Annotated in this window: 9 protein-coding genes and 5 pseudogenes; 5 read left to right on the top strand and 9 right to left on the bottom strand. The window is 60.0% G+C overall.

The window, feature by feature from the left end; all coding sequences use genetic code 11:
- Window positions 1-219 precede the first annotated feature (219 nt).
- A complete protein-coding gene (locus H0241_RS19565) occupies window positions 220-2571 on the top strand; it encodes a hypothetical protein (RefSeq protein WP_235984363.1) in 2352 nt (783 codons plus the stop codon).
- A 279-nt stretch (window positions 2572-2850) separates the two neighbouring features.
- On the opposite strand, the gene H0241_RS19560 is transcribed toward H0241_RS19565, so the two are convergent.
- The gene (locus H0241_RS19560) at window positions 2851-3072 is read right to left on the bottom strand and encodes a hypothetical protein (protein ID WP_328824759.1); all 222 of its coding nucleotides are present in this window, start codon (window positions 3070-3072) and stop codon (window positions 2851-2853) included.
- Between the two features lie 97 nt (window positions 3073-3169).
- Here H0241_RS19560 and H0241_RS36240 point away from each other — a divergent pair.
- Window positions 3170-3384: pseudogene (locus tag H0241_RS36240) on the top strand (TniB family NTP-binding protein); the annotation flags it as partial.
- Here H0241_RS36240 and H0241_RS19550 read toward each other — a convergent pair.
- Window positions 3377-3487, bottom strand: a pseudogene (locus H0241_RS19550) (IS6 family transposase); the annotation flags it as partial. The pseudogenes H0241_RS36240 and H0241_RS19550 overlap by 8 nt on opposite strands.
- A gap of 182 nt (window positions 3488-3669) precedes the next feature.
- On the opposite strand from H0241_RS19550, the gene H0241_RS19545 reads away from it, so the two are divergent.
- Window positions 3670-4734, top strand: a complete 1065-nt coding sequence (locus tag H0241_RS19545) for a type III secretion protein (RefSeq protein ID WP_181059239.1) — start codon at window positions 3670-3672, stop codon at window positions 4732-4734.
- Window positions 4735-4803: 69 nt separating this feature from the next.
- Here the strand turns inward: H0241_RS19545 and H0241_RS19540 are convergent.
- The 3 genes and pseudogenes from H0241_RS19540 to H0241_RS19530 form a co-directional block, all read right to left on the bottom strand.
- Window positions 4804-5020, bottom strand: a pseudogene (locus tag H0241_RS19540) (IS6 family transposase); the annotation flags it as partial.
- 378 nt (window positions 5021-5398) lie between these two features.
- Window positions 5399-5794, bottom strand: a pseudogene (locus H0241_RS19535) (nucleotidyl transferase AbiEii/AbiGii toxin family protein); the annotation flags it as partial.
- The gene (locus H0241_RS19530) at window positions 5787-6392 is read right to left on the bottom strand and encodes a type IV toxin-antitoxin system AbiEi family antitoxin domain-containing protein (RefSeq protein ID WP_181059238.1); all 606 of its coding nucleotides are present in this window, start codon (window positions 6390-6392) and stop codon (window positions 5787-5789) included. The pseudogene H0241_RS19535 and the gene H0241_RS19530, both read right to left, overlap by 8 nt.
- 378 nt (window positions 6393-6770) lie before the next feature.
- Here H0241_RS19530 and H0241_RS35720 point away from each other — a divergent pair.
- Window positions 6771-7012 (top strand): annotated as a pseudogene (locus H0241_RS35720) (DNA-binding protein); the annotation flags it as partial.
- Window positions 7013-7601: 589 nt separating this feature from the next.
- Here H0241_RS35720 and H0241_RS19520 read toward each other — a convergent pair.
- Window positions 7602-8141 (bottom strand): hypothetical protein, encoded by a 540-nt coding sequence (locus H0241_RS19520; RefSeq protein WP_181059237.1) that lies wholly within the window; start codon window positions 8139-8141, stop codon window positions 7602-7604.
- A gap of 16 nt (window positions 8142-8157) precedes the next feature.
- Window positions 8158-10275, bottom strand: a complete 2118-nt coding sequence (gene sctV / locus H0241_RS19515; protein ID WP_181059236.1) for a type III secretion system export apparatus subunit SctV — start codon at window positions 10273-10275, stop codon at window positions 8158-8160.
- A 128-nt stretch (window positions 10276-10403) separates the two neighbouring features.
- On the opposite strand from sctV, the gene H0241_RS19510 reads away from it, so the two are divergent.
- On the top strand, window positions 10404-10595 hold the full coding sequence (locus tag H0241_RS19510; RefSeq protein ID WP_181059235.1) for a hypothetical protein: 192 nt from the start codon (window positions 10404-10406) through the stop codon (window positions 10593-10595).
- A gap of 201 nt (window positions 10596-10796) precedes the next feature.
- On the opposite strand, the gene H0241_RS19505 is transcribed toward H0241_RS19510, so the two are convergent.
- Together H0241_RS19505 and H0241_RS19500 are read right to left on the bottom strand one after the other, a co-directional pair.
- Window positions 10797-11690 carry a SctD/MshK family protein gene (locus H0241_RS19505; RefSeq protein ID WP_181059354.1) on the bottom strand — a complete coding sequence of 298 codons (894 nt, stop codon included), beginning with the start codon at window positions 11688-11690 and terminating at the stop codon, window positions 10797-10799.
- A 403-nt stretch (window positions 11691-12093) separates the two neighbouring features.
- Window positions 12094-12423 carry a nodulation protein NopC gene (locus tag H0241_RS19500; RefSeq protein ID WP_181059234.1) on the bottom strand — a complete coding sequence of 110 codons (330 nt, stop codon included), beginning with the start codon at window positions 12421-12423 and terminating at the stop codon, window positions 12094-12096.
- Between the last annotated feature and the right edge of the window lie 221 nt (window positions 12424-12644).

Raw genomic sequence — 12644 nt, 5'->3', positions numbered from 1 at the left:
CGTCAGAAAAGCGATCTATCTAGAACTGCCGTGCCTAAACGGACTGGCGACGGAAGGATGGCAGTGCAAATCCTTTGGTGGCCCGCCCGATGCGCACTACGCGCACTGGCGAAGCTGACGAGGGGCGATTGCACTCATGAAAGCCTTGATGCATGAGGGCTGAGCGACATCAGTCCAAAAGCATAGACAACACATCCTCGCCTGCAACGGAGACGGAATATGACGGGCATTGACCGGTCTGGGAGATCGTGGGCTGAAAATAGAGACGCCAGGGCGGGGGAGGCGAGCAGTTCGCGCTCGCAATCAAGTCTTGCGCCTGGCGAAGGCGGCCAGTCGTTCGATGCCGTCGTGGAGCAGATGGGTTCTGTGGGGATTGATAGAAGGACGCCCACCGTTCCAATGCAGCCTGGTGACGTTGATGCCCAACGCCACGGGCTGTCCGACCTTTCCGTTGGCATGCACCGAACCCTGAACACTGCACGGCATGCCGCCGCCGCGCCACGTGCAGCTGGTCCGCGGCGGCGCAGTGTTCCGTCAACGTTGGAGGGTGAAGCCTTGGCGCCGGTCGCCAGCCAGCCGCCAACTTCGGGTGTGACAGTCCCCATTTCCTTCTCAGGCGAAGAAATCAACGCAACAAAGCAACAAATGGACGGTCTGCTAACGGAACTGGCCATTTGCTATAATGCGGCCAGGCAAGAGCCGGGCGCGCAACGGCTGCTCGATCAGGTCATCGATGCAGGCTCAGCAGTTCTGGACTACTATGCGAGCCTGTCCCCGGCTTTGGCGTGGACCATTTTGGACGACGAGCAGGTGCGTAACTGCCGTGACCTTGTGTGTGATGCGGCGCACGAATATAGTCGTCTTGCCGAACCGACTATCCACAAATTGCAACGAATACTAACAGCTTCGCAAGAAGTGTTCGGGCAGATTCAATCCACGGCTACCCCGGACCAGCTGAGCCGAGCGAATCTCAGTGTGGTGAAGGCGCACGCGGCTTGCGTGGACTGGTGGGAAAAGAAGGTAGGGCACTGCGAACGAGAGCGAGTCGCCTGGGCCGCCACTGCCGGCTTACCAAGTGCAACGGCCGTGATGCGCCAGAACGAACAGGCCGCACTGCGGCTGTCCACCGGCTGGATGCTGAATACCAAGCTCGTGCATCTGCAAGCTCGGATCGCTCTCGCACGCGTTAAGATTGAGCCGCAGGCGAGCAAGTTCGAAGCATCCGTCAGGGAAATCCTCATGGGTGAGAATGGGCGAGTGCGTCTGCTGAGCGCCTTCATTGGAGACGTTTTTCCAGCCTTCCTTTCGACAGGCGACGCTGTTCTGCGCAGCGGCGGGCGCCCGCTCGACGCAGATCACTGCGCCGTTTTGGAAGGAGTCATGGAGAGGCTTTCGGAATTTGCGTCGGCGTTGCAAGTCATCCGGACTAAACTAAACGATCACCAAACAGGTGCCGACCTCCCATTGGAACTGTTGAGCCAGATCGTGGATGGCGCGTGGATCATTGCGCACGAGGTCATGCATTTCCTGGAACTGCAGCCGAAGCCGCCAGCCGTTGCACCGCCGGCCAACGCTGGCGCTGTGATACCGGCCGACACTGCCAAGGCGGCAACGACCGAGGGCACCGCGGCGCGCAAAAAAGGGAAAGGCAAGCACAAGCCGGCCCCTGGCGTTGGGAGTTCGGCGGCCGGGCGGCCGGAGCCGCAAGTCGCTCCCGCCGTCAGCGACCCGGCGGCAGCAGCCAAGGTTCTCGTGCGCTCGGATCTGGGTACGAAGAGGTTCGTGAGCGCGGAGGAGGCGCGTGCGAGTGCGTCGGCGGCGGGCGCGCACTTGGCAATTTGGCAAGCTCCGCCGTCCATGGAGGCCCTGTCGCCACGACTCGGGCGGTTGCACGAACTTTTGCAGTTCGATCTGGCCGGTCAGCAAAGAATCATCTCGCAAGCGCGCCACATGAAGCCCGAGGACGCCGAACACGCCGTCGACACCGTGGTCGAGCGCTTGCGGACGCAGACCACCGAGATGCAGGCCTGTCTTGCCGCGTTGGAGGAGCCTCGTCAGCGCGTACTACTCACGCCTGCGCGAATGCGCGAGGCACACGACCAAACAGCCCGGCTCAAGTTGATGTTGTCCGAGGCGCAGGGACTGGCCAAAGCTTTGGCCAGCGGAAAGGACGCCATATCCATCGATTGCATGAAGACCTACTCCTTTCCCTCTCAGAAGTACCTTGAACACTTGCGGGCAGCCGAGGAGTTGACGCCTGCGGATCGACCGCGCGCGTTGAAGGGGGAGCCAGGGTCGCTGTTCGAGGTCAGGCTGCAGCCCAAGGCGCTGCGCAACGGTGCAATGCCGAGTTCGATGTGGGTGCACATCCATACGAACCGACCGGTGCATGCCCGGCAGTTGGCAACGCTGGATGACGCAGCCTTCGCCGCTTGCCACGTCAAGTCCAATGAACAGCGCGGCTACAATCGGCAGTGGCAAGATGCCCGGGCTGCGATCGGTCACGACAACGTCGTGATTCACCGCGGCAAGCTTACCCCCGCGTTCTGCAAATCCTTGTTGGCCACTTAAGAGCGCTGCGCAAATGGTAGGGTGGAGCCTCGGATAACCGCAATGACGATAAGGAGCAGTCGCCATGCCAGAAAAGCCGCCGCTTGATCTCGATCTCGCCGACGAGACACCCTAGTCCGTGACGGCTAGACGAAGAACGCTTTGTGACCTATCTGCGTTTGCTCGACGCTGCCGATTGGGCCTCGTAAAAAGCGGCATGCCGGCCGATCCAGGAGGACAGGAGCTCATCAGAATGGGGCGGCAACCGCAGCGGCAATTGCCGTGGCGGCGTGCTCTCCATCATGCCAATGCCGCCTCCGCATCGAACTCCGGCTCCCAGTTCTCGACCGCTTCGTGGGTGATGTGCTCGCGACCGCTTTCGACGGCGTCGATCGCGAGGTTGTTGATCATGTGGAAGATGCTGGCCGTGATGCCCCCGGCAATCTGCAGGATCCGCCGCAGCGATTTCGGCGTGAGTACCCAAGGTCGACGCAGCGGCGTATTGCACAGGATAGACGCCAACAGAGTCTCGAACTGCTCGTAAGTGGCCCACCTGTTCAGGGTGAACTGCTCGAACCGACGGGCCAGTTGCACATTTCCGCAGATGGCCTCGCGCCGCCTCGTTGACGAGCCGCAACGGCCGCGCGCAAACATCGCCGAGATGGGACAGGCTACCCTGCGGATCATGGAGGCCATCGGCGTGCAGGTGCTGGTCATCGAAGAAGTGCACAACATCCTCGCCGGATCTATCGCGAGCAGCGCATTGTCCTGAACACCCTGCGCTTCCTCAGCAACCGGCTGCAGATCTCGCCGGTCTGCTTCGGCGGCCACGAGCTGCCAGCATATCCTCGACCATCCGCAGGCTGAGCGGAAACCGGAAATAGCGCCAAACGGCAGGAAATCGGTGGCGACGATAATCACGGGAAAATCTGTTCATTCCGCCAGATCGCTACGGTGCCCTCCCAGATCTTGTTTTCACAGCTCTAAGTTTACGGTGCTCGTCAGCTTGTCGAAAGCCAACCTGCCTAGCATGAGTCATCCAGATGACACTGACGGTTAAGCGCTGTCTCGCGTATCCCGTCCCTCGGCGATCAGAAACTCCACTACAGGTGAACGGCTATGGGAATTTGCTTCTCCAAATCCTCCGGATCGACTCGACATGCCACGTATGACACGGAAGAGTCGCCGCGAGAATCCACGGCGTCGGGCTTTGAGAGCAGCATATCAGCGCTGAGGGTCTCCCTGGGCACGCCTGCCGACAGGTTGCGACGGGGCGGAGATGCGCCTCTGGAGCCACATCAGATCCAGCAGGCCGCCTACCATATGGGAGCGTGTGTCGTCGGTGACGACGTCACGAGCCCGATAAGACTCGCGACAGCGGGGCAAACAGTTCACGACGTCCGCCTGCTGCTCAAGCATGGCCGGGGAAACGTTAAGGCGGACGACATTCCCTCGCACGGCCATAACGGCATCGGATCGTCGGTTGCAATGATGGCACCAGACGGCGACAACAAGGTTGCAGTGGCCGTAGTCATGGGAGCGGCGTGCTGCAATCAGACCGCTCCCCTTTCCGCTATCGTCCACGCCCCACACATGGCGGCCGACGAGCGGAGTATGACCTCTGTTGCTTCCGTGTCATTGAAAGAGATAACCGAGGAAGGTGATGAGATCCCAGTCAAGACGGGTCACACCTGGAACGAACTGCGGCGTGGAAGCCGCGACCCGAGGTCGACCGTGGTCATGGACGCCTGGGCCAACGGTCCCGCTGTTCGGTTGAAAGACAGCGCATGGAGCGGAGAGCCGGCCGAGGAAGGTCCTTGGTCGATGGACAAAAGCACCGCCGAATTCCTGAAAAACCGTCTTGAGGGGTTGATTCCGTTCGTGCATCCGGACACAAATGAATACACTGCCAACAACTTGCGCCGGAGGAAAAACGCACCCGTATCGTGGGAAAAATATGCAGAAGTACAAGTGATCTCCCCCGAGTTCGCCGATAGTGTACGCAACGCATTGTCCCGTGTTCCTGAAGACCAACAAAGGGCAATCGCATCACTGATGATTCAGGAAGCCTACGGAATGGATCCTTCCTCGTGCACGCACCAAGACGCTGTGGAATCAGTTCTAGTGGCCGCCAACCAACTGGACTCGCTGCCCCGGCCTCCTGTCGAGCCGCCGGAATACTGAACGGCATGAGGATCGAATCGGGCACCGTAAACTTAACTGTGAAAACAAGATCTGGGAGTGAGCTTTGGTTCATCGGGCGTGAGGGCGCGCGATTTGGCGCCATCCTTGCATGGCAGTTGCTCGCAGTTCTCGATGGTGGGTGGGTCGAATACCGTGGCGGGGAACGTAAAAGAGGTCGGGCGATCGGGTCGTGTACGGAAACGAAACGCTGAAGATGTCGCGCTGACTTGAAGCGCTTCATGATCCTCTGCCGCCGTCGGACGGGTTGATGAGAGTTCTCCGCCCGACATGGTCCGCGACGGCTCGGCGGGCCGTTCCACACCACCACTATTATTCGCGCTATTCAGCCCGGGGGGCATCATCGGCACAGGCGCTGCTCGCCGTGCCTGTGCTGGCAGGATCGGCAGCCTAGGTGCGACGCCGACCATTGTTACGAACATTGATGACCTTATCGCCCCAAAGCAGCCCCTGCGGTCCAGCGGGTTTGGGAATCTTCGCAAATCGCGTGGCCTCGGCTCGCCCCTTGGTCCTGGTCCGGAAACGTCGCCGCACGGCGAGGTTCAGAGCATCGATCCCCGCGAGCCCCGCCCGGATGGGAGACGGGACCTGCCCGTCATGCGACCAATGCTTATGACGCTCCTGGCCCATTGCGTATTGTGGGAACGATCGAGGCCGTCGTCCGCAGCCTGAGCCCGCCATACTCCAGCTCCTCACGGATAGGATCCACTCGGAGTGCGTCAACGTCGAACTCGATGCCATCGCCGGTGTCCTGCGACAGGATCTCCCGAAACGTCGCCAGCATCGGCTCCGCGCTCGGATCACCAAAACCCAACAGGTCAAGGTCGCGCGTACCTCGGTGAGGATCATCGAACCAACTCATCATCAGCAATGCGCCCTTCAGCACGAAGCGGTCAGCGTGGGGTGACTGGCTGAGCCTGAAGAGCAGCCGCTCCAGGGCGAAACGGGTCAGAACCAGGTCGAAGCTCTGGCTGCTTGCCTTAGCGAGTTGCAGCAGGCGGGCGCGCACCGAGGCGCCGATATTCTTGATTTCCTTAGCCATTGGCGGTCAGTGCCTCAAGATAAGGTCGGATGACCGTGGCCACGGTTCCTCGCTCCGCTTGCCTGGCAATCTCACCCGGCGTCGTCTTGCGCTGGCGCAGCGCCTCCTGAAGGCCTTCGATCGCCACGGACAGGCCGATCTTGTTCCGATACCGGAAGCAATTGGCGACGCCAAAAACCTTTATGGGCACACCGTCGACGGTGTGGGATTCAAGGCCCTCCGTGAGTAGGCGGTCCGTGAAGCGCACCAGCCGGACCGGCGAGCCATCAGCCTTGCGGGCCCAGTCTTTTTGGCCGATGGCAATCCACACCTGCCTTGGAAGCTGATCGGTGAGCTGATGGAACGCGAGGGCCGAAACGAGGCAGACCACACCCTTGGGCACGCGTTTCGCTGCCTCTGCAAGACTGTGGTGAGCATCGAGCGGCGCATCGGGGAGCTGATAAAGCCCCCGCGCAAGCCGGAGCACCTCGCCATCCCGCTCCATGCGGCTCATGGTGGCGGCGGTCACGCCTTCCGCGCGCAGTTCCGCCAGACGCGCGATGCCGCGCGCTTTCAGCACGCTGTGGGCAATTCGACGCTGGGATGCGGGTTCGGGCACGATACGTAAGCTCGGAGTATGGCGTCTATTATCCGAGGATTTGTATCACCATCGACCCCCGAGAAAAGGTGAAAAACCGAAAGACTTCCGTCATCCCGGAGCGTCTTCGACTTCGTACTGGGCATCACGGCGGTCGCGCGCGACAAGACCCACAAGAATGCCTGGCTCGACCTGGAGGCGCGGGCGAAGAAGCTGCTCGACCGGGCGACCTGACTCACGGAAATCCGGAGATGCGGATCGGCGTGTCTCCGGCTCCGCGCCTTTCCTGATCATCGGTTTGCGGCGCTGCCCTCAAAGTGAGAGGGCGGCGCTGTGCTTCGTGACCGGTTGGAGGCCGAGAGAGAGGCTTTCGGCGGCCCGTCCCGGGGGTACATCCCGATGGCTATTGCCAAGAAGAAGATCACCCTGTCGCCCTCGCGCGACATTCCATTCAATCAGCTCGTGCTCAGCCCATCGAACGTCCGTCGCGTCAAGGCCGGTGTCTCGGTTGAGGAACTGGCCGAGGACATCGACGTCGCGGCCTGCTGCAGGGCCTCAGCGTCCGACCCATCAGCGATCAAGCCGGCGTCGAGACCGGCATCTTCGAGATCCCGGCCTGCGGACACAGCGGCTATCGCGCGCCCGTCGAGCGGCTGCGCTGGAAGGATCACCGCAACATGACGATGCGCGGCGACGACGTGTCGGCATGATCCTCGATCCGGCGACGCAGCGCCTTCCCTTCCTGAAGACGGGAGCCGCATAGACCTGCGTGCCCAGACGTTGCAGGAGGCGCGGATCCGACTCGACAAGGATGACGGCCTAGCGTCGTCGCACGCGCTGTGAGGAGCAGCCATGCAGCGCTGTATTGGAACCGATGTCTCTCGTAAGAGCAGCGTGCAATCTGGATGGAACGATCGTGCGTGAACCCGAGGGCGCGAGTGCAGGTCGGCCGGTCTCGACCTCGCCATGGCGTAGCCGGAGCCAGTGTTCGGGATCCGAAGACGGTACCGACGTCCCTGTCGACGTTCTGCTTTTCGCAAAAATGATGCCTGGGCGAGGGGCGGCATGACCGGCCTTGACCTCGGCGCGTTTCATTGCACCGATGCGGATGTTGCGATCGGTGACCTTGGCGAATCGAGGAGAAGGAGACGTGCACCCTTCAACGCATGGCCTAAGAACCCGATTTCGCGACCGCTCTGACATGCCACTCGAATATCGTGCATGGCGCCGCTACTGCGACGGTGCCAACGCACTCGGTTCGGACTTCTTGTCAGCCGCCAGGGACAGGTCGAGATTGTGTTGCAACATCTGATTCCCTGGCTCTGCTTTGAGAGCTTGCCGATATAGCGCTTGCGCCGCGTCATGCCGCCCCTGAATATCCAGGATAACTCCTTTCGCATTCAATGCACGTACATTGCCTGGGTCCGCAACTAAGAGTCTGTCGAGCCCCTGAAGCGCCTCATGCTCGCGTTTCTGCGCCAGCATGAGCCTCGTTTCACTGATTGCCGCGTCGACGTTATCCGGATGCTGCTTCAGATCCCGCAAAGCCCTTTCTTGAGAATCCTGACGGACCTCGCGCAGAATTCGTTTGCGCATAGCCGAATCGATGTGATCGGCGGCGAGCAATGCTGGCGGCGAGGTCTCCTTCACTGAAAGAGCCGGCTTGTTCCAGCTGGCGCAACCGCCGAGAGGGAGAATCGCGAGTAGGGCGAACAGAACTGGGCTCAAACGAAATGAGGCTGATGGCGCAGCGACTGTATTCTCATTCATGTTCGGTTCTCAGCTTTCATCGAGTGCTTTGGCTATCGGTTGACGGCAACGCGGATACGGCGAGCTTTTTCCCCTGACGGTCCCCAATTGACTCTGGGCGGAGCTTGATGGATCCGGCCGGTTGAATCGTGAAGTCGGACGAGAGGTCCTGATAAGACAGCACGCCAAGATCAATCCCGTTTCGCGTGAGAAAACCGCGAACGAAGCGGCGGACATCCATTGAAGTCAACACGACAGGGCGAGTCTGGTCGGGCGCCGTGCTGGAAACGATCTGACGCATCTGTGACAGCAACGCTTCGCTTTGCCTGTCCTCCAGTACGAGGTGTGGGCCTGCTGTCGAATCCCGAACCGCATTGCGCACCACATCCTCTGTCTCACGTTCGATGATGTAGGCGGGCACGATTCCGTGTCCGTTCGCATAGCGGTGACAGATCTGCCGCTTCATACCAGAACGAACGTATTCCGTGAGAAGAGCGACATTTTGCTCACGTTCGCTCCATTCGGCCAATGCCTCCAAGACAACGCGGGTGTTACGGACCGGGATCCCTTCATCCAGCAGGCGGCGCAGCACATCGGCAATCCTGGGGATCGGCGTCGTGCGCAGGACCTCCTTCACGAGATCACCATATTCCTGCTCCATCCGGCTCAACAATTGGCTGGTCTCCTGGATTCCGACCAAGCGCGGTGCATAGCGGGTCAACGTCGCTTGGATACGTAACGCGAGGCGTTCGCTTGGACGGTGGTGCCCGATGCCGGCGGCCTCGAGAGCCGGTGCATGGCTTTGTTCGACCAAGATTGTGTTCGTCTCTGAATCCTGCCGGAAAGGGATGCCGCTCGGTTCAATGCTTGCCACACCGTCTTTGAGCGTCAGCTGTGTCGGATCAATAGAATCCTGTGCGACCGGCACGCCCTCGATGTCTATCCTGAAGTGCGAGTCGGGCAGCTGCTGATCGACGGCGACAGGGATGCGCGGAACGACAATGCCGAGATCGGCTGAGACCAGTTGCGAAACGCGAGCAATGTGCTGTTGCAATTCGGTTTGATCGATCGCCTGCATCAGGTTCGGCGCATGGAAGAACACGATCGGACATGCCTCTGCAGGCATTTTTTTGTTTGGAGCGTCCACTGGAGCTGCAGTTGTAGAGTCGACGTTCCTGGCGGCCAGCGCATTGCCCTTGACAGTGCTTGCTGCTGCGAAGATCGCGGCCAAGATTAGAAAAACCGGCAAAGGGAAACCAGGAACAAACCCCATCGCAACCAGCACCGAGGCCGCCAGCCGCAATGCTCGCTTGCTGGCCGTGAGTTGATTGACTATGTCGGTCCCAAGGTTGAGGCTCCCAGCTCCAGTCACACGAGTGACGATAGTGGCCGCGGTAATGGAGAGCAGCAGGGCGGGAATCTGCGCGATGAGCGCGTCACCTATAGTCAGCAGCGTGTAATGATGCAGCACCTCGCCGAAGGGCATACCCTTCGAAAGCAGGCCGATCGAAATCCCCCCAAGCATGTTGATGAAAATAACCAACAGCCCGGCGATGGCGTCACCTTTCACAAATTTCATCGCGCCATCCATGGCGCCGTAAAGTTGGCTTTCCTTTTCCAATGCCCCGCGTCGCCTGCGAGATTCCTCGGCATCGATGTGCCCGTTCCTCAACTCTGCATCGACCGCCATTTGCTTGCCCGGCAGAGCGTCGAGCGTGAAGCGCGCCGCCACTTCTGCTACGCGTTCGGCGCCCTTGGCGAGGACCATGAACTGCACCATGGTCACGACCAAAAATATGACGATACCCACGACGATGTTGCCCGAGATCACGAAATCCCCGAACGTGTGGATGATGCTGCCTGCCTCCCCTTCAGCAAGGATCAATCGCGTCGTTGCGATAGTGAGCGCCAGGCGGAATACCGTGGAAATCAAGATGACGCCGGGCAAAGAGGAAAATTCAAGTGGCGTGCTGATGTACAAAGCAACCATCAGCAGCAGTATGGCCAATCCCATGTTGAATCCGATCAGGCCGTCTATCACCGCGATCGGTACTGGCATGACCATCATGGCTATGGCCAGAAGCAGCATCAGGGCGACCATTAAGTCCGGGTTGGCGGGCGCGCGCTCGATGAGGTTACGCATGGTGATGGCCATGGAGGCACCTTTGTGATCGTTTGAGAGTGGCTCCGCTGCTACGCGGCTTCGAAGACTCACCAGCGCACGACTGGGCTTGAGACTGAAAAGCCGCGACAACGGCTGGCACCGAGTCTATGCAGTCTGTCGTGGACCATCACAGCCGCACCGCAGAAACGGTCCGGGTTGAGCGCTTAGGCGAGAAGCCGCAGCACTTGAATATGCCGAACATGGACGGGGGCAGCGTGCCGGAAGTAGAAAAGCGCGCCAAGGAAGTCGCGCTCCTGCTTTGGGATAAGCACGAAGTCACCGGTTTGCGAAATATTCGTCGGGCACATTGAATTCTTGCCCTGAGTCCCAGCCCCCTCGATTTGGCTTTGCTCGAGCTGTTTCCGATTTTGCCGGAGCAGGACCACCTGCCGTGTTCGTTCCGCAGGACGACAATGCCTTCACCCAGCACCCAATGATACCGAGTCGGGCAGGGTAAGTGAGGCGGCCTGACCATTGGATCTGTCCCTAATATGACCTGCGAACCCGGAGCTTTAATAACGGAGAGAAGCAAGGCGGCCATTCCGTCTCAGCAGCACGTGGCCGTCCTCGATCCGGTCGACGGTCCATCCATCTTTCAAAAGGGCCCCGACGAAATACTTCTCGCCATCGATGACAACATAGGCCGACGGCCCACGCCAAACCGCTTCAAGCGCGATTGCGGACGGCGCCTTCTCTTCTTTGGTGACCACTCCATTGACCAGTGTCAGAGCGCCCTTCGTGCGATGATCGAACAACTGCTGAATCCCCTGCCAACTGCTGGCCGATGCAGACGTGACGGTGCCTTCAGCGGTAACAACACCCTTTGCGGAGCCGATTTTAACGTTGAGCAGGCCTGCTCTATCGACTTCCTTTTGCAGGTCCCTGGCCGCTGCCTGGGCGGTCTGATTGTCAGTGGGGTCGTGGGGTCCCCTGGCTTCAACTGTGGCATCAGGCCAAGAATTGGCGCTCGATGCACCGGCGCTGCCGTAGTAGGACAAAACGGTTGAGAGCGCGCCGATCCCGACCGAGCCAACTAGCACGAAGGCTAGTACAGGGATCGAGAGGCGTGGTGTGCCGCTTGAACCAGCCGGCGCTGCACCCTGTCCCGACCAGAGTATCGACATCTCGCCTACGTGAATAACGACCGGAAGAGGAACAACAGCGCACTCGCCTGCGGCAATATCCCCGTTGCCCTCAACGCTCAGTCCGGCGGCAAGGGCCTTGATCTCGATCGAATCGGCAAGAAGAGTGACACGAAGATGATGCGGCGCGAGCCCCTGCTCGACGAAGATCGTATCGGCATCGAGGCCACTGCCGATTACGTTCGGTTCTGGGGCCAGCTCGCCCGTCAGTCCGCAATAGAGGCCCGATAAAACTTCAAAATGAAGGCAAACCGCGTCATTCAAGGATGATCTTCCCCACAAGGCGAGAAACCGCGCGGCAATTGCCGCGCGGCTCATCTCAGTTCCACATCGCGCCGCGGCGCGATCGAGGCTAGCTGAGCCCCGATTCAGACACTACTGAACGCGTTCGTCGGCCGCCTTCTTGATGCTCGTGAGCTCCGTCGTAAGCACGCGCAACTGCATGCTCCTAGCCGTAGCCTCAGCGCTAACTGCCGTTAGCTCCGCGATTTGATCATGAAACGCTGCAGCCGCAGCGGCTTTGGCCGCGGCGGATTCAGCATTCGTGGCGACAGCGCTACCAGCGCTAACAGCGGTACTGGCCTTACTAGAACCAGGCATATTGTTTTCCTTTCTTCGAATTGTGCCGTCATCAATGGCACGGTACCCTGACAAGGACCATCCAGCGTCAGGTATCCTCTTCAGTGTCTGCCATGGACTCGTCCGCATCAGACATGACATCGTTCATCACAGTCCACGCAACGGCGCTGAGAGCCAGTTGGAAGGCTTCTTCCACCGCTTGCGGGCCGTCGCCAGAATCGGATGGAATGTCGGTCCGATCGCGTCCCTTGACCGGCTTGTTAGGATCGGCCGGCTTGTCAGGATCAGCCGGCTTGTTATGGTCGACCGGCTTTTTAGGATCAGAAGATCCGCCATGTGCGTGCGGCGTTTTTCCGCTTGAACGCCCATGAGCCAGGGAAGCACCGAAGCTGCCAAAACTTCCAATTCCTGCGACCATCAAATACTCCGGCGTTTATCTTTATGCGTGTATGGCGGCTATGCCGGTAGGCATCCACCTCCTGAAGCTAGTGCCGCCACCTTTCGACAAGCTGACGAGCGTCAGAAAAAAGCGGGCGCTGTCGCAATGCAAAGCTTCGGGCGATTTCACCCTCCTTGTCGGCAGATTTCTACCTAGCGCCATTGAATGGGCTGCGCTGCAAAATGGCGCGACGGCCAAGC

Origin of the sequence: Mesorhizobium neociceri, from assembly GCF_013520985.1 — a bacterium.
GTDB classification, from domain to species: domain Bacteria; phylum Pseudomonadota; class Alphaproteobacteria; order Rhizobiales; family Rhizobiaceae; genus Mesorhizobium; species Mesorhizobium neociceri.
The sequence above is the reverse complement of the archived record's forward strand: the minus strand, read 5'-3'. Positions and strand labels throughout refer to the sequence as shown.